This window comes from Flavobacterium sp. GNP011 (assembly GCF_056428925.1).
Genome location: NZ_JBWJVJ010000017.1, coordinates 15,047 through 32,553, shown reverse-complemented (window position 1 = coordinate 32,553; position 17,507 = coordinate 15,047). Strand labels below are relative to the sequence as shown.

The window sequence follows — 17,507 nt, the reverse complement described above, 5'->3', positions numbered from 1 at the left end:
AAGAAAAAGGGTATTTTTTACACTTATAAGATTCATTATATTTGTTTTCAAAAAAAATTGTCTTGAAAAAAATTCTTCCTGTTTTCTCTTATATATTTCACCCTATTTTTATACCAACTATAGCAGCTTTACTATATATGTGGTATAGTGGAAACACGTTTCAGTTTCAAGAAAAATTATTTGTGCTTTTTCAAGTGGTTTTATTAACCTTATGTATTCCTATATTGGGCTTTTTTATCCTAAAGGTTTCAGGACAAATTGACTCTGTGATGGTTTATAAAATTTCACAACGAAAGATTCCGTTATTATTGCATTGTTTTTTGATTATTTTGCTAGTCAAAAACACAATCGTGATTAATCGTTATCCTGAATTGCATTTCTTTTTAATTGGGGGACTTTTTAGTAGTTTAATGGCATTACTCTTGCTTTTTATGAACATTAAAGCAAGCTTACACCTACTAAGCATAAGCTCTTTAACCGTTTTTATTATAGGTTTAAGCATGCATTTGCAATTGCAAAATACAATTACCGTTGCATTACTCATTTTATTGAACGGACTTATAGCATCGTCCCGATTGGTAATGAACGCTCACACTTATAAAGAACTCGTTATTGGTTTTGCACTAGGCGCTGCGCCGCAATTATTTTTATTGTTTTTGTGGTTATAAAATGTAAAAGATAATTCCCAAATTAAACGCTCTCATGTTTACAGAAGCTCCATTTAATGTTGCTTTTTGAAACAAAGGATTTAAACCATAATATAGGTACAAATTTACAGTATTGTAGCCCGTAGCAAGATACGCTCCGTACTGAAGTGCATTAAAATCGGCATTGTTTTGGACTACAATACGCTCTGGACTTCCGTTAAAAAGGGAACGATCATATAACAAATAACTAAATTTTAAACCCGTATATATGCGCCAAAACTTATGACTTTCATAAGTAGATGTGCGCCATCTTAATTCTATAGGCACATCCACTGAGAGTTGAGAAAACTTGTTTTTATCTACACGAACATCGGCAGAAATGAGCTGGTAATTCACTACACCATTTTGCTCATTCACTATAAGATTTTGATTAAAATTGTTATATGTAAATCCTAGTCCTGTGGCTACCGCCCAAGTTCTATCAGAATTAATAGGCATGTCTCTTAAAAAACCTAATGACACACCCGAAGAAAATTTATTTTGAAACACTCCTATAGGCCTATTTACCAATGAGTTATATGATATAGCAAAATAAAATTGGTCTTCTCTGTATAGCGAATCTACCTTAACAATTGCCTTTTCCTCAAGAGCTTCATTCTCTTGACCAAAAGCAGACATACTAATAAAAATACATCCTAAAAGAAAACTGTTTCTATATTTTTTTAGAACTTTTATCATTCCGTCTTACTTAATTTAATGTATTATACATCTTAGATTACGTTATAGCCTTAGAAACAAAGATAACATTTCCTTAGTATGAAGAGCACATTTATTGCTGTATTAAAATAATTCACTTCATAAACTAGCTGCTACTCTATTGCATGTAAAAAAACACCTAAGTTTACATTTGATACTGCAAATTTAAATATTGTAAAGATAATATGTTGATTGGTAAATGACTGAACACGGATTTAGTAAGTAGCAATTGCAAACGCTACGACTTTTTTTTAAAAAGCAAGTAGACACTCGATGAAAACGAGCTCCACTAAGATATTCATCTAGTCTATCAGCTTATTTTTTTTTAATTTAGCTTCGTTTTTCAACCAAATGGATTTAGATTTTCCCAGAAATTAACCGTTTTAATCCCTTCTAGTCAGACTAGGTTTGGAGCTTTATTGATGCCTTTTTTATGTGAGATCTATCGAAAAATCTTCAGTTTCTGCACTACATTCTTTCTGAACAACTTGTAAAGACACTGACATATCCATGCCAAACAATTCTATTGCGCCAGGATTTCCACCTTTATCTCAAAGCCAAACGTAGAACAATTCAAAAACCCTCTTTTTAACTTTCTACCAATTCAGGTGAAGAACCAGTTTGTTTTCTAATATTGTTTTTATTTCCAAAAAAAGTATAAAAATAAATACATAAGCATCGTATTTACAACACCTCTGTTAATTGAGCTGTGTTCTAAACACTCTGATTTATTTTTATATATAGTACTAGTTTATAAATTTGAGGTGTAAAAGCCACAAAATGGCTTTTATTCGATATTTGAATCTTTCATTCCGAAGTACTGTTGAGACTTTTAAAAATGCTAAAATCTGTAATTCAAAAACTATTTTTTTCGATTTAATCAAGATAGTTTAAATTATTTTCTTACACTATTGATTCAATTGCAAAACCACTTGTTCCAAAATACTACTATCTATACTAATATTAACCTCAGCCAATTGCCTTTGCACCGATTCTATACTGTTGTCCACACCACTAAACTGTATGTGAGATTGCAAAGAGGATTTAATAGCGATAAACCATTGTGCATTTATGTCAAAAGTTTCACCTATGCTTCTCACTCTAAAGCCTGTGTGACCACCTTGACAATCAGGAGTGGCATTTAAACTTATAAATTTATTGTTAAATCCTTTTAATTGTGCCACAGTAATGCTTAGTGGGTGAAAATTAATAACCTCATCTCGAGCCGCAGCTATTATCCAATCTGCTGAAAAGGGTGCTTGTACTTGAACATAATAATTGTAATCGTCTCTCACGCTTGCATAAATGGTTTTGGAAATACAACTATTTACAGGCGAAAGTGAAATGTGCTGGTCATCCACTTTGCTAAATTGCCATAAGAATGTAGAGTTATCATTGGGATCACAATTGAGTGCAGAGTACATCCAGTTACAAGTAACTCTTAACTTCCCTTTGCCTGTGAGTGAGATTATTTCGGCTTGCATAAAAGGTCCAGTGTTGGCTGCTGTAAGTAAATCTTTGAGACTTCCGTTATTAATTATTGTCATGATTGTATTGTTTAAAGGTTGATGGTGATTAATTTTTTATCCTTGCTGATAGTCTTAAAAGAAAGATTACAAGAGCTTAAATGGTTTATGCTTTAGCCCCTGTTAAAATAAGTATCCTTTTTAAAATGCCTTACTCCATATGGTGGTTTGGCATTTTAAAAAGATACTGCGCAAAACGGGAACAGAGATATCAAGAATGCCCTGGTGTTTTGCTACTAAATGATTAGAAAGGCTTTGTCCAATAATTTTCCTGTCCAGTGGTCATACTTGGAAAAGCACTGGCTTCGGCTTGTACATTTTGCCAAGAAATTATAGCGGCATCAATGTTTAAGGACTCAATAAATGGCATATCAACTGTAATGGGCGATGCTAGAGTGTTCTTCAAATCATCTGTAATAGCCCTCCAAACACCTGTTACATGTCCTGCAGAAGCTTCAAGTCTATTAATATTATCTCCTATTGGGGCCCAAAAGGACCCTAAAATAGCTTTGAATTTTACAGCCTGTGCATCTACTGTAATGTTATTGTTTAAAAAACTGAGTACTTGTTGCGATAGTTCATCAGAAGTATTAGCAAGTGGTATGGTATCATTGTTCAGTTTTTGCAATAAAACTAACGTTTGCTGCTGCAAAGCATCGGGTATGGCGGTATTGCCTGATTGTATGATTTGTTTTACCTGAGTGTTCAAATTTCCAAAATTGACAATAGCTTCATTAGCATAACTCGTTAATGCTTGTGACTGGCTTATTAAACCATAAAAAGTGTTGTTTTTCCAAAGCAAAGAACTGCTCATTAAGCTGGGGTATGCTGGTAACATTGAGGTGATATAATCTTGAATATTGACCGTCAATAAAACTTCGCCTACACGTTGATTTATGACAGTCCAGTCACTATTGGGTACGGTAAACATGTCACTGACTGAAGAAGATGCTAATGTAATCATTATATGGTTTTTCTTTTGGCACTTAAACTCGCCTGCCCAATGGCCGACCCTTCAAAATACATCGTTATTTTACTTATTTTGGAATAATCAAGGTTTGGATTGTTTGATGTTAACGAAATAGTCCATTCGCTGAAAGGGGTAGGTTGAAAATAAGCATATGCTACCTCTTGATCTACCGATCCATCAACTTGCACAAACCCATAACTGTCATTCTCAAATTTCCAATTTGGATTTTGTCCTTTACTAGCTATCATATATTTGAATGCTCTTGTCAATGGTTTGCTACCAAATTGATAATTTTGATTTTGATATCTATCCAAATAATTTCCTGCAGTTGTAATGTTTACATAAATAGAATCCGATTTGTTATTTACAACAGCACCTTCAAGCCATACTCTTATTTTTGAAAGTCGTACCCTATTGAGTCCTTGAAATTCGACTTCATTTAATGGTAATATCCAAGTAGTTTGTCCCGTTGTTTGCAAGGTATTAATTATCGAAGTATCGGTTATTTCAAAAAGGATATTGCTCATTGATTGTGGTGGCGGATTGAATTGCTCCAACGCATTGGCAGTATCCATCGCTATGGCTGTTATATTCTGAATACCAGCGTTCAAATCATTGACCGAATCTACAATTTTAGGATGTACACCAGAATTAGTCAATGCCCAATAGTAATAAGATGCTTGATATGATTTTAATGCTGAAAACAAAGAACTTTTACGATCAATATATTTTTGATATAACTGTTGTTGTGTTTCTACTAGCAAAGTATCTCCAACCTGTAAGTTATTGACCAGTTGTTGCAAATTGGCCTGTTTGGCTTGTGCATAATGCAATTGAAATGTAATCGAAGCCATCTCTTGACCTGCCTTAATCACCGCCAATTGCGATGCCGAAAGCGACTGCCCATAAACTACGAGAATATCCAGTTCTTGCTTGTAATCTGCAGCATAGCCAATGCCTTTGTCAATAGGGTCTTGCAACACACTATCAGCTTGTATTTTAAATATCGCCCAACCGTCGGCAGCACTCAAATCGGCGCCATCAGTAGTGTCAGACATAGCTTGTATAGTCTGGGTTTGATTTTTAGCATCGCTAATGTTACTGGCTACTTCTTTGACTGCTTTGGCTAGTTCATAAACTTTTTGAAGTGCTTCTACTAATTTTTTCAAATTGGACATCGCATCGGCTAGGCTACTGGCTGTTTTTGCAACATCGGCAGCGGTGTCTGCGGCAGTAGCTACTGTTTTGGCAGTATTCACTGCAGCACCTGCGGCGGCAGGTGCAGCAGCGGGATCGCCTACTGCCATCAAGGCAATTGCCCCACCAAAAGTTATTACAGCAGTCACTAAACTAAATACCGCTTTGATGATTTGCTCTCTCTGATAATCAGGAATTCCTATTTGTTCAAATTGAGCAGAAACGCCACTCACTTTTATTTGTTGTTTCAAAAAGTTTAACTGCGCCTTGTTAGTCGCTGCAACCGCATTGTTGTAGTTATCGTTAGCCTGTTTTAGCAAGGCGTTTACAAAATCTATTTCGCTTTGCATATTGGCCACCATTGTTTTTGCAATAGCTATATTTTGTGCCGTCAGGACTTCCTGTGTAGTCACCGCCATATAATCACTCTCATACTTAGCAGCATCTTTGGCAAAGGCATTGGCCAGCATGGTGTAAATACTCGAAGTCAAATAAGGTACAAATACAGCTCCTGTTGCAGTAGCATTAATTTGTGAACTGAGTAAAGTAACCAGTGAGGTACTTCTATAAAACAACTCTTCTAGTTCTGGGGCTTGTGCGGCCCACCCTTTAGTCCATATAAACATGGACAATGCTAAATCTTGGTTTTGATCGTATAATAATGACCCGTAAATAAAAGCATTATTCAGGTACAATTGCATGTCTTTTGACAATTGAAAGCCAATTCCTTGGCTCAAACTTAAAGGCTGGCTACTCACATTGCCCTCTAGATTGTTAATCGTAATACCCGGTGTTACATTATCCTGACTAATATTAAACAACTGGGGTTGTTCTTGACTACTCTTTGAAGCAGATACAGTAAGAGTCCCAATCATTTCCGAAGCAAATATAACAACTTGTGCCATTGCATCGTTTTGATAATCCAATATAATGGTAGCACTACCCGAAACTTCAATCCTACGGGCATAAATAACCATGCCTGTAGAGGCTAGCAATACATTGGTAAAATCACTTATATTGAGTACATCAGCATAAATGGTAATCATAGCTGGAGTAAATCCTGAGGTACGAATATTATCTTTGATTGTTGCCAAATCAAGATATAAGTCACGAAAAATAGCACTGTTCTTATTGATTATAGCTGCAGAAGCATTAGGAACATTTCCTTTTTTTTGCAAATCGCTATAGTAAGAAGACCAGTCTGTAGAAGTTACAGACTGATTTGTAATGGTGTTAAGAGAGTCCATAATCTTATTGTTGACCTGTTACAGTTACATAAGCATTCAAACGGTAGGCTTGTGCCAGACCACCCACAGCTGTCCATTCGTTGATAGCGGTTTCCACCCCTAGATTCATAATAATTGGCAAAGCTTGCTCAATATTCAGATTGATGGTATTGATAATATTACCCAAATCATCAGAAATAGCACCCCAAACTCCTTGAATTTTTTGAATCACAGGCAAAGCCGCTTGCAACGGCCCTAAGATATTGCTTATACTTGATTCGGCTGTATTGATGCTCACCATCAACTGAGCATCAGCAGCTAATTTTGCATTTAATGTATTTATTTGTTGTTGTGCTGCTTTGGCTCTTTCTAAAGCTTTTACGGCTTTGTCGCCATAAACACCTGCTACAACAGCTGCTGCAATAGTCCCTAATGGTACTATCCAAGCATAAGTAGGTGTGGTAGCAGCCACAATTACATCATGATCATACTCTGCATTAGCTGCATCCAAAACAATTTTTTGGGCTGCAATCTCTTTAGTTAATTCTGTTACCTCTGTACTAGTAGCACCGTATTTATCATTGTACGTTTTTTGCAAACCTCCTTTTCCATCAGTACCACTCAATACGATTTTATCCGCTAGGGTATCATTAGCAAATTGTTGAATTTTTGTAGCCACTTTTTCGGCTTTATCATGATACGTTGTTGCACTACCCTTCAACACCCCTAGTATAGCAATCAAAGCATCTTTAGACTGCTGATCATTAGGATTGACGCTTAATTTCTGAGCTAGTGGCAAGATCGGGTTATAATAAGTAGGTGCCTGCTGTGCATAGTTATAAATATCCGAAGCCAGCGATACACTTTCAGGGAAAGTATCATTTTGCCAACCCTTAACATGGGTATTTAAATTAGCATAGGCAGTAATTAAAGGCGTAAAATCAGACAAATCACTAGGTGCTCCTGAACCTAGTAATGTTCTAAATGCTGGCTCGGTAATAGGCAAAGCAAGTCCATTGATGACATAGGTTTGAATGGCTAACCATTCGCTTGCTGAAAGAATAAATGCAGGACCTCCTGCTACTGATGCCTGAGCAATAGCTCCAGGTCCCAGATCGATGGTTTGAGTGTCTGTTAACATGGTGTAAGTTTTAAAAGTTAGAGTTGCTAAATTACTCATAGCAATTAATATCTATATGCGTAGTTATACTTGGATTTATACTTAAATTCAAAAAAATGCTCTAAGAATGAACTTATATTCTTTAAAAAATGATTAAGCTTTGTTATCTAATTATTAAACCCTATGTGATATTCTCTATCTTTTGTTCATTTGTATTTAATACAAATTCTTTAACAGCTTCAAAAAGAGCGTTAATAATTACTCCTGTTGCAAATATTATATTTTACTCATTTAGTTCTTAAAATGTTGCTCTTGCTTTAGCCCATATTAAAAACTAAAAAATTGTCCCCACTTAGTTTACATTTTTTTGTGAACTCTTTAATGCGAAATCCTCTTCGACCAACAAATGTTTTATGGAGATTTTTGAATGAACCAATATGTTTAAAAAACTACACCAAATTTTACAAATTTCTTTTCTCCTTGTTTATTAATTTCAAAACGGAAAAAGACAAAATTGGATTAGAATACAATTATGATTGCAAAGAATTTTTCAGGGTAAAAAGTAGGTGGAGTTATGCATGCAAGAAATGTAGAAAAGTATTTTCCTTTCTACTTGGAACAATAATATAAAGTTTTAATTTATCGTTTTTGGTTTGGTACAAAACAATATTTTTATTGACCACAACAAAAAAGGATTTTAACTATAAAAATTCAAAATCAACTTAGATTGAAACATTACAAATTGTTTGGGCTTAAGTTCATAATCTACGAAAGGGTATGGAAAATTAGGATTCTCATTAAATATTGAAAAGAATGATAGAATTTGATGAGAGCTATTTCACAATTGAATCTCCTGAAAAAGAACAAGAATTCAAGAATCTTTTCAGATAAAAATGCTGTTTTTTCTTCGACAAAAGTAAATCCTTTGTATATTTCTTGTTAAGTAGAAATAAACATTACTGAAAAAATTAGATAAGCAAACAACAACAGCTACTTTACGTTGGGTTCCTATTGCAATTAGCAACGGCAAACGAAATTTTATTAGAAATCGTCATAAAATAAAAGGAAAAAATTTACCGTTGTGCATAAATGAGTATAGTTGTAAGCTTCATAGAAAAATATTTTAGAAAAAAACTCTTCAATAGGCAAGTAATAGCAGGTATTACAGGGTTATGATTAAAAATGATAATCAGAAAATATTAAAATCAAAACACATCATTAAAAATAGCCTTCAATAAAAAAAGCCATAAACAATTTTATTTAAAAAATTATTTATGGCTTAAAAGGAAAGAGAAAAATAGAACTTCTTAACTCTTAGTAATCGTTTTTTCTAAATTTACGGTTGCACCTTCCTCAAAAACGCTAGTTGCAAAAAACCATTCCGCTTTTACATCTGATGCAGAGAAGGTAGCTTTCAAATACCCTCTTTTTGACAAATTAGAATATTCTAAATCATCAATTAACGAATTTAAAGCTTGTTCAAATTGTGCTAATTGAGTTCCACCTAATCCCAAATAAGTTTCTAAACCTGGTGAAGTAACAGATGAAGTTGCTAGTTCTAAACCTACCACTTTATTTGATGACGATTTTAATTCGCCTTGCCATGCATTGTGCGTATCTCCTGCTAAAGTAACCATCTTTTTTCCGTTCAAAAGAGCAAATAACTTTTCTCTTTCTACCGGATAACCATCCCAAGCATCTAAATTATAAGGTAAAACTGTAGACAATCGCAATTTATCAGCTGCACTTACGGTAGGATCATTCGCTAATATTCTTGATTTTATGGTCACTAAACCTCCTACTGATGCTTGAAACGCTTGCAAAGTAGCTGGTTGTGCGCTTCCCAGCGCATCAATTTCGCCATTAATTTGAGCCATTAGCATTAAAAGTTCTGACGGAAGCATCATTTTAGTCATTAAAACCTGTTGACCAAGTACCTGCCATTTTGAAGTACTCGATGCAATTTTAGACCCCAACCAGCCTAGTTGTTCTGCACCTAAAAGCTGCCTACTTGGATTTAACAAATCAGTTTGAAAAGCAGTTGCATTAAAAGAACCATTAGAAGAAAAGTAAGTAGCATATTCTAATTGCTTATCTCGCGCAATAACACGAGTATCTAGCATATACAAAGAGAGTAAATTTCCAAAATGGAAATCTCTATATATTCGGCTATCATTTCCTGTTTTAAGCGGAATATACTCGCTGTAAGCTTTTAGAGCTGCTAATTTTCTTGCTGAGAAGTCTCCTTCATTTGGTTGATGATTTTGCGCTCCATCTTTATAAGTATCATTAGTGATTTCATGATCATCCCAAACTGCAATAAAAGGTTTCTTTTGATGTGCTAATTTTAACTTTTCATCTTTTCTGTATTGCTTATAACGTGCTCTATAATCATCTAAAGTAATAATTTCTTTAGCAGGAACATGCGTTCTACCTAAACTACTTGTATATTGATTTGTACCATATTCACCAGCACCATATTCATAAATATAATCCCCTAAATGCACAATTACATCAACATCTGATTTTGCCATAGCTTCGTAAACATTAAAAAGTCCAGCCGCAAAATTAGCACAGGAACAAACTGCCATTCTTACCTGCGAAATAGTATCAGATGAGGAAGGCAAAGTAATCGTTTCCCCTATTACCGAAACTTCTTTGGTCATCACGTTATAAAATCTATAATAAAAAGATTTATTCGAAGGCAATCCTTGCACATCAACAGCTATTGTAAAATCTCGAGTTTCATCTGTTACTACCTTTCCTTGTCTTAAAACTTGACTAAATTTAGCATCAGTACTGATTTCCCAAGATAAATTAACGCTTCCACTTTTACTGGCCGTGTATCGAGTCCAAAGAATAATGCTGGTAGCTGTTGGATCAAAACTGGCAACCCCTTCATTAAAATTAGATAGTTTTAAATCAGATGGTGCTTGATTGATTGGTTCATTATCTTTAGAACAACTAATAAAATTGGGAGCTAATAAAACTCCTCCTGAAAACAACAAAGAGTTTTTAAGAAAAGCACGACGGCTAAAATTGGATTTCATGGTGTAGTTTTGTAAATTTTAACAAATACACCAATGCTATGCAAGCATAGTATTTACTAATCTTTAACAATATATTACCAATAGTTGACGCTAATGTTACCAACATTAACAAAATATAAATTAATTCAAAACATCTTTTAAGAAAAAGGCGTCCAAATAAATGAATTCGTATTCTCTTTAAACTTGATCTGATTTTCATAAAATTGCTTATAAATATTCTCAGTTCTTACAAGCTAAATTCTCTAATGAAATTCCTTTTGGATATTCTAAACTAATCAAATTACAAGTTAAATCGTAGCGTTTGCACTAGCTTAAGATAGCCTTGAAATGCAACCCATTTAAGTTATATGAGCTTTAAAACAAAAAATGCTCTCCTTGTGGAAAGCATTTTTTTTTGCAGAGAGGAAGGGATTCGAACCCTCGATACAGTTACCCATATACTAGCTTTCCAGGCTAGCTCCTTCAACCACTCGGACACCTCTCTATTGGGGATTGCAAATAACTTAAAAAAAACTGACTTAGAAAAGCAAAATCTTACTTTAAATCATTTCGCCACGCAATGGAGTTTCAAAAAAATCTTTAAAATCCTTGTTAGCAATATTTTGACCTAATACATACATGAGTTTTGTAATTGCAGCCTCGGTGGTGATGTCTTTCCCTGAAATCACTCCTATTTCTTTCATTCCTGTGCTGGTTTCATAATGTCCCATACTTACACTTCCGCCAGAACACTGCGTTACATTCACAATATGCAATCCTGCTTTTATTGCTTTTTGTAATAAATCAAGAAACCAGTCTTCGGTAGGTGCGTTTCCTGATCCATAGGTTTCTAGAACAATTCCTTTTAAGTTTGGGATATCAAAAATAGCTGCTAACACAGCTTCACTAATACCCGGAAACATTTTTATGATAGCAACATTATTATCTAATTTCTTATGAACTTGAAACGTTTTATTGGCACTTTTTGGCAAAAACATTTCTGGATTAATTTTTAAATGCACACCAGACTCTACCAGCTCAGGATAATTAGGAGAGGTAAAAGCTTTAAAATGTTCGGCATTTATCTTTGTGGTGCGGTTTCCTCTGTACAACTTGTACTCAAAATAAAGGCAAACTTCTTGTATCAAAGGTCCGTTTTGATCTGGTAACGAAGCTATTTGTATGGCAGTAATTAAATTCTCTTTGGCATCAGTTCGTAAATCACCTATTGGCAATTGAGAACCCGTAAAAATAACTGGTTTATCTAAATTTTCGAGCATGAAACTCAATGCCGATGCAGAGTATGACATGGTATCTGATCCATGAAGTACTACAAAACCGTCATAGGTGCTGTAATTTTGCTCAATTAGGGTTGCCATTTTTGACCATTCTGCTGGATTCATATTAGAGGAGTCAATTGGCACCTCAAATGAAACCGTTTCAATATCACAATCTAATTGTTTTAGCTCTGGGATATTTTGCAATAACTTACTAAAATTAAAGGCTTTGAGTGCTCCCGTCTCAAAATCTTTGCGCATACCAATGGTTCCGCCGGTATAAATTAAAAGTATTTTAGCTTTATACAATGTCATGGTATTTTAATTTATTGACAACAGGATTAGCATACATGGCTAAAAATCCATCTAGTGCCACAGGATTATCATGATCTATACGCATTTCTAATCGGCGTTCAAACAATGATTTTTCGTTTTCACTATACAAATGGGCGTATCGTTCTGTTTTATGAACAATATCATACGCTATAAAATTAGTAGGCCACAATTTGTAATTACTCAATATCGTATCGTCAATTTCTTGCGCCAGTGCTGTGACTTGTTTATTTGAATTATCGTTATCCGCTTTTACACGATCAATCTCAGTATCCAAAACAGTGCCTACATGAATATGAATTCGTTTCTTTTGACCTAAAGCACCGCTAAGGATAGTCATGAAATCTTCATTTTTCTCCTTTACATACACTTCATTATTAGCTTCGGCCATTAATTGAGGCATTTTTAAGGCATCAGTAGGGTCATATTCATAAGAAATAGAAACAGGAACTATTTTTATTTTCTTAAAATAGTCCATCACATTTTTCTCATCAGATGCCATTCCAATCATTTTTAAAACACCTGGATTTGTCTCGTCATTACCATCTTTTGTTCTTCCTTCGCGTTGTGCAATCCACACCGAACGATTTTCATGCAAAAGTAAATTACCCATAAACTCAGATAATAATTTAGAGCTTTGCAACATTTCCCTTGGCGTTAAACCCCTTTGGACTAAGAAATTCCTGTTGAGTTTTGCTAATGTTTTTAAAAATGATTTTTTAACTAAATTATCACCTATTGCCGATGCTGTCATTACTAAACCATGTTCAAACAAAGCTGTATTCAACAAGGTTGTATCTAATAATATATCCCTATGGTTTGAAATAAACATGTAAGAAGTATTAGCCTCTAAGTTTTCAAATCCCGAAGTTGTGATGCCGTCAGAGCTTTTCTCTAGCACTCTTTGTACAGATTGATATATAAAATTACATTGAAAATCACGAATAGAATGCGTTTTTTTCAGTTGCTCTTTCCATACCTCATCTGCCACATCTGGAAATGTAAAATTCATCAATGCCTTCATCATAGGGTGATTTACCACATCATGAAGTGCTTCATTTATTTCCGAATCATAAAAGGGCCTAATAGCGTCAAATTTCTGCATTTTGGTTCTCAATTTTTGTGTGGGCAAATGAACAAAAAAAATATTAAAATAAGGTAAAATCTAGTTTAAATCCCAAAAACAGCTTTTGAATTTGCGGTAGTTATCGTAGCAATTTCATGCGTCGAAAGGCCATAAAGTTGAGATAACTTTTCTACAACGCTTACAATATAACTGCTCTCATTCCTTTTTCCTCTATACGGCACGGGTGCTAAATAAGGAGAATCGGTTTCTAGAACAATATGCTCAAGGTTTATTTGATTTAAAAACTGATCTATTTTACCGTTCTTGAAAGTAGCTACACCGCCAATTCCTAGTTTCATGTTGTATGAAATAGCTTGAAGCGCTTGCTCATAGGTTCCCGAAAAACAATGAAAAATACCAAATAATTCGAAAGATTTTTCTTGTTCTAAAATTTCGAATATTTCGTCAAAAGCTTCGCGACAATGAATCACAATAGGGAGTTTGTACTCTTTTGCAAGTTGTATTTGTTTTCTAAAAGCAATTTGCTGCTGTAGCAAATGAGTTTTATCCCAATACAAATCAATCCCTATTTCACCAATAGCATAAAACTTTCGCTTTGAGAGCTCGTCTGCAACATGTTGTAATTCTTGCTCATAATTTTCTTTAACATAAGTAGGATGCAATCCCATCATTAAAAAAATATGATCCGGGTAATTCTGTTCTAAATCATACATAGATTGCGTACAAGTAGAATCTATCGCAGGAATAAAAAAACGCGAAACACCAGCATCAATGGCTCGTTGAATCATTTGGTCTCTATCTTGATCAAAATCTTCGGCATAAAGGTGTGTATGTGTGTCAGTGATGACTATATTTGTTTCCAAGTGTATTTTTTCAGGTTTGAGATGCAAAATTACGATTATTAGACGTAGTTTCCCATACCTATAAACTATCAAGATGTTAATTTTAACGACTTTTTATCGCAAAATAAACATTCAAAATCCCAACAGAAACTATGAAAAATTTAGATAAAATTCTCAAGAAAGTAAACTACAAGAAAATCCCATTCAAGATTATGAAAACGCAGCACTTGTTGATAAAAGCTAAAATTAACGGGATAAAAGGGAATTTTATTTTAGATACTGGCGCCTCAAACAGCTGCATAGGTTTTGAAAGCATAGAAGTATTTCAATTACAACCTAAGAACTCAGAGACTAAAGCCTCTGGTGCTGGTGCCACAGGCATGGAAACCCAACTGGCATTAAAAAACAAACTTCAATTAGGCACTTGGAAAGACAACCATTTCAATCTCGTAATTTTTGATTTATCACACGTAAACACGGCTTTATTGGTCCACAAAGCTAAACCCGTTCACGGAATAATAGGTGCTGATATCTTGATGAAAGGAAAAGGAATCATTGACTACTTTAACAATTGCTTATATTTGTTAAAGTAATGTACCTAAAAAATTCGATAACTGTTTTTTTTATACGCCTAATACCTACTCAACTATGAAGAAAATTTTACTTTCCTTTTTTTTATTCACGTCATTGAGTTTTTACGCTCAAGTTGCTAATTTGACCAATTGCGCAGGCACTAAAATTTTTAATTTAACACAAAACTACTCTTTACTGGTTGGGAATTTAAACCCTACTCAAACTACAGTAACGTATCATCTTACAGCCGCAGATGCCTTAAGTGGTGCCAATACAATCTCTAACCCTACTAATTTTACCATTACTGCTACTCCAGCTAATGGCGTGACATCGCAAACTATTTATGCAAGAATTAATAACCTTGGAAACATTACTACAAATTATTTTAATTTGATAGTAAACTCCACTATTATTCCTACTGCGATCATTAAACAAATAGATTGCATAAACAATGGCTCTGTAACCGTTACTGCGATAGGAGGCACTGCTCCATACACCTATTCTAAAAACGGAAGTTCATTTACACCAAATAATGTTTTTGATAACTTACTTCCTGGTAGCTACTCTTTCGACGTAAAAGATGCCCTTGGCTGCTTGAATATTTTTAATATGGTTATAACTATTAATCAACTACCACCTCTTGTAATTACCGCTGCTAGTACATCCGTAAATTGTAGTGGTAATGCGGATGGCTCTATTACCGTCATTACAGCAGGAGGTACTTTACCTTACAAGTATTCATTAAATAACGGACCTAGCCAAGCCAGTACTATATTTACAGGCTTACCAGCTGGAACACATATTATCACCGTAACAGATTCTAGCAATTGCCTGGCTACTGCAACAGCAACCATAACCGAACCTCTTGCTTTAACAGCCACAACTGTGATCAGCAATCAATCTGTAATAGTAAATGCATCAGGCGGGGTATCTCCTTATTCATATTCAGTAGATAATGGACAGGTTTTCCAAGTTAATAACACCTTTAATAATCTAGTTCCAGGAAATTACGTAGTTACTACAAGAGATAATAATGGATGTATAACCCAAAATCCAATTGTTGTAAATACGCCATCTCCGCTGATAAATGGACAACCCAAATTGACCATAGAATTCAAGGCCGGTCAAACATTGGCCGATCTTGTCGTTGAAGGTCAAAATATTAAATGGTATTTGAATCAGAATCCATTGGCTGGAAAAACAAATAAAACAAGCCAAGTTCCTTTGCCATTAACCACTGTTATTGTGGATGGAACCACGTATTATGCATCACAAACGATAAACGGAATTGAAAGTGTGCAAAGACTAGCGGTAACTGTAAAATCTAGCACGTTGGGCATAGATGAATTGGCATTCAAAAACTTTTCTTATTATCCAAATCCCGTGAAAAACGTTATTTCAATTTCAAATGATACTGTTATTGATGAAGTAAAATTTATTTCAATCAAAGGAGAAATAATTTTAAACCAGAAGCCAAATAGTTTGAGTGCTGAAATTGATTTATCTAATTTCTCTGCAGGTATTTATTTTTTAAAAGTAACATCAGATGGAGTTAAAAAAACAGTAAAAATTATAAAAAACTAAGTAAATATAAACCATCAAAAAACCCGACTTGTTGAGTACAGGTCGGGTTTTTTTATTTCGAAAAATTATATTCTTTCTGATTACAATTCCAAAGCTTTTTTAGGATTGTTATCCATCAATAATTCCATTGGGTTTTCTAAAGCTTCTTTTACTGCTACTAAGAAACCTACAGACTCACGACCATCAATAATTCTGTGGTCATAAGAAAGTGCCACATACATCATTGGGTGAATTTCCACTTTACCGTTTACAGCAATAGGACGTTCAATTATGTTGTGCATTCCTAAAATTCCTGATTGTGGAGGATTGATGATTGGAGTTGACAACATAGAACCAAACACACCACCGTTAGTAATTGTGAACGTTCCACCAGTCATATCATCTACTTTAATTTGACCGTCACGTGCTCTTAAAGCCAAACGTTTAATCTCAGCCTCAACACCACGGAAAGTTAAGTTTTCAGCATTACGAACCACAGGAACCATAAGACCTTTTGGTCCAGATACAGCAATAGAAATATCACAGAAATCGTAAGCTACTTTGTAATCCCCATCCATCATAGAGTTAACATCTGGATATAACTGTAATGCTCTTGTTACTGCTTTTGTAAAAAACGACATGTAACCTAATCCTACCCCACCATGTTTAGCTTTGAAAGCGTCTTTATATTCATTACGAATCAAGTTGATTGGCGTCATGTTTACTTCATTAAAAGTAGTCAACATGGCTGTTTCGTTTTTAGCAGCAACTAATCTTTCTGCTACCTTACGACGCAACATAGATAACTTCGTACGCTCTGTACCACGAGATCCTCCAGTAGGAGTTCCCATTGATGGCACTGCATTTACAGCATCTTCTTTTGTAATTCTTCCGCCTTTACCTGTACCAGAGACAGTAGTTGGCGCTATATTTTTTTCGTCTAATATTTTTCTTGCTGCTGGAGATGCATGTCCTTCAGCTGCTGATGGTGGTGTTTGTACCACTGGTTCCGCTTTTGGAGCTACAGTTTCTACAACTGCTTTTGGTCCCGAAGTCTCGGGATCAACTGCAGCCGCTGGTGCATCACCTGATGGTTTAGCTACACTAGTGTCTATCAAGCAAACTACGGCTCCTACTGCAACAGCATCACCTTCTTCAGCTTTTAATGTAATGATTCCGCTTGCTTCAGCTGGTAATTCAAGTGTTGCTTTATCTGAATCAACCTCAGCAATTGCTTGGTCTTTTTCTACATAATCTCCATCTTTTACTAACCAAGTTGCAATTTCAACTTCTTTTATAGATTCCCCTGGCGAAGGGACTTTCATTTCTAAAATCATCTTTGTTATTGTTTAAGGTGTGAA

The 17,507-nt window shown here is 34.8% G+C and carries 13 protein-coding genes, 1 tRNA gene and 1 pseudogene; 4 read left to right on the top strand and 11 right to left on the bottom strand.

Annotated features, from left to right (window positions below; genetic code table 11):
* Positions 1-62: 62 nt before the first annotated feature.
* Positions 63-668: a hypothetical protein gene (locus tag AC061E_RS13255; RefSeq protein WP_478286672.1), complete on the top strand. Its 606-nt coding sequence runs from the start codon at positions 63-65 to the stop codon at positions 666-668.
* Here AC061E_RS13255 and AC061E_RS13250 read toward each other — a convergent pair.
* From AC061E_RS13250 to AC061E_RS13230, 5 genes are all read right to left on the bottom strand, one after another.
* Positions 663-1,385 (bottom strand): porin family protein, encoded by a 723-nt coding sequence (locus tag AC061E_RS13250; protein ID WP_478286671.1) that lies wholly within the window; start codon positions 1,383-1,385, stop codon positions 663-665. The two genes, AC061E_RS13255 and AC061E_RS13250, sit on opposite strands and share 6 nt — an antisense overlap.
* A 926-nt stretch (positions 1,386-2,311) precedes the next feature.
* Positions 2,312-2,950, bottom strand: coding sequence for a hypothetical protein (locus AC061E_RS13245; RefSeq protein ID WP_478286670.1), 639 nt, complete (start codon positions 2,948-2,950; stop codon positions 2,312-2,314).
* A gap of 223 nt (positions 2,951-3,173) precedes the next feature.
* Complete coding sequence (locus AC061E_RS13240; RefSeq protein ID WP_478286669.1) at positions 3,174-3,893, bottom strand: hypothetical protein; 720 nt, start codon at positions 3,891-3,893, stop codon at positions 3,174-3,176.
* The gene (locus AC061E_RS13235) at positions 3,893-6,343 is read right to left on the bottom strand and encodes a hypothetical protein (RefSeq protein ID WP_478286668.1); all 2,451 of its coding nucleotides are present in this window, start codon (positions 6,341-6,343) and stop codon (positions 3,893-3,895) included. The genes AC061E_RS13240 and AC061E_RS13235 overlap by 1 nt, the downstream gene beginning before the upstream one ends.
* A 4-nt stretch (positions 6,344-6,347) precedes the next feature.
* Positions 6,348-7,463 (bottom strand): alpha-xenorhabdolysin family binary toxin subunit A, encoded by a 1,116-nt coding sequence (locus tag AC061E_RS13230; RefSeq protein WP_478286667.1) that lies wholly within the window; start codon positions 7,461-7,463, stop codon positions 6,348-6,350.
* Positions 7,464-7,877: 414 nt separating this feature from the next.
* Between AC061E_RS13230 and AC061E_RS13225 the strand changes: the two are divergent.
* Positions 7,878-8,618: pseudogene (locus tag AC061E_RS13225) on the top strand (IS1595 family transposase).
* Positions 8,619-8,749: 131 nt separating this feature from the next.
* On the opposite strand, the gene AC061E_RS13220 reads toward AC061E_RS13225, so the two are convergent.
* The 5 genes from AC061E_RS13220 to AC061E_RS13200 all read right to left on the bottom strand — a co-directional run bounded on the left by AC061E_RS13220 (position 8,750) and on the right by AC061E_RS13200 (position 14,019).
* Positions 8,750-10,492 carry an alkaline phosphatase D family protein gene (locus AC061E_RS13220; RefSeq protein ID WP_478286666.1) on the bottom strand — a complete coding sequence of 581 codons (1,743 nt, stop codon included), beginning with the start codon at positions 10,490-10,492 and terminating at the stop codon, positions 8,750-8,752.
* A gap of 397 nt (positions 10,493-10,889) precedes the next feature.
* Positions 10,890-10,976: transfer RNA gene (locus tag AC061E_RS13215), tRNA-Ser, on the bottom strand.
* Positions 10,977-11,031: 55 nt separating this feature from the next.
* The gene (locus tag AC061E_RS13210) at positions 11,032-12,063 is read right to left on the bottom strand and encodes an asparaginase (RefSeq protein WP_478286665.1); all 1,032 of its coding nucleotides are present in this window, start codon (positions 12,061-12,063) and stop codon (positions 11,032-11,034) included.
* Positions 12,050-13,186: a 1-acyl-sn-glycerol-3-phosphate acyltransferase gene (locus AC061E_RS13205; RefSeq protein ID WP_478286664.1), complete on the bottom strand. Its 1,137-nt coding sequence runs from the start codon at positions 13,184-13,186 to the stop codon at positions 12,050-12,052. The genes AC061E_RS13210 and AC061E_RS13205 overlap by 14 nt, the downstream gene beginning before the upstream one ends.
* 65 nt (positions 13,187-13,251) lie before the next feature.
* Positions 13,252-14,019 (bottom strand): TatD family hydrolase, encoded by a 768-nt coding sequence (locus AC061E_RS13200; RefSeq protein WP_478286705.1) that lies wholly within the window; start codon positions 14,017-14,019, stop codon positions 13,252-13,254.
* A gap of 143 nt (positions 14,020-14,162) precedes the next feature.
* On the opposite strand from AC061E_RS13200, the gene AC061E_RS13195 reads away from it, so the two are divergent.
* Complete coding sequence (locus tag AC061E_RS13195) at positions 14,163-14,603, top strand: retropepsin-like aspartic protease (protein WP_478286663.1); 441 nt, start codon at positions 14,163-14,165, stop codon at positions 14,601-14,603.
* 55 nt (positions 14,604-14,658) lie between these two features.
* Positions 14,659-16,167 (top strand): T9SS type A sorting domain-containing protein, encoded by a 1,509-nt coding sequence (locus AC061E_RS13190; protein ID WP_478286662.1) that lies wholly within the window; start codon positions 14,659-14,661, stop codon positions 16,165-16,167.
* Positions 16,168-16,247: 80 nt separating this feature from the next.
* Here AC061E_RS13190 and odhB read toward each other — a convergent pair whose 3' ends face one another.
* On the bottom strand, positions 16,248-17,483 hold the full coding sequence (odhB, locus tag AC061E_RS13185) for a 2-oxoglutarate dehydrogenase complex dihydrolipoyllysine-residue succinyltransferase (protein ID WP_478286661.1): 1,236 nt from the start codon (positions 17,481-17,483) through the stop codon (positions 16,248-16,250).
* Between the last annotated feature and the right edge of the window lie 24 nt (positions 17,484-17,507).

Excerpts from the sequence above, each read along its gene's own strand:
- AC061E_RS13250 (WP_478286671.1), bottom strand. The coding sequence starts at position 1,385 with ATGATAAAAGTTCTAAAAAAATATAGAAACAGTTTTCTTTTAGGATGT.
- AC061E_RS13245 (WP_478286670.1), bottom strand. The coding sequence starts at position 2,950 with ATGACAATAATTAATAACGGAAGTCTCAAAGATTTACTTACAGCAGCC.
- AC061E_RS13240 (WP_478286669.1), bottom strand. The coding sequence starts at position 3,893 with ATGATTACATTAGCATCTTCTTCAGTCAGTGACATGTTTACCGTACCC.
- AC061E_RS13235 (WP_478286668.1), bottom strand. The coding sequence starts at position 6,343 with ATGGACTCTCTTAACACCATTACAAATCAGTCTGTAACTTCTACAGAC.
- AC061E_RS13230 (WP_478286667.1), bottom strand. The coding sequence starts at position 7,463 with ATGTTAACAGACACTCAAACCATCGATCTGGGACCTGGAGCTATTGCT.
- AC061E_RS13220 (WP_478286666.1), bottom strand. The coding sequence starts at position 10,492 with ATGAAATCCAATTTTAGCCGTCGTGCTTTTCTTAAAAACTCTTTGTTG.
- AC061E_RS13210 (WP_478286665.1), bottom strand. The coding sequence starts at position 12,063 with ATGACATTGTATAAAGCTAAAATACTTTTAATTTATACCGGCGGAACC.
- AC061E_RS13205 (WP_478286664.1), bottom strand. The coding sequence starts at position 13,186 with ATGCAGAAATTTGACGCTATTAGGCCCTTTTATGATTCGGAAATAAAT.
- AC061E_RS13195 (WP_478286663.1), top strand. The coding sequence starts at position 14,163 with ATGAAAAATTTAGATAAAATTCTCAAGAAAGTAAACTACAAGAAAATC.
- AC061E_RS13190 (WP_478286662.1), top strand. The coding sequence starts at position 14,659 with ATGAAGAAAATTTTACTTTCCTTTTTTTTATTCACGTCATTGAGTTTT.
- odhB (WP_478286661.1), bottom strand. The coding sequence starts at position 17,483 with ATGATTTTAGAAATGAAAGTCCCTTCGCCAGGGGAATCTATAAAAGAA.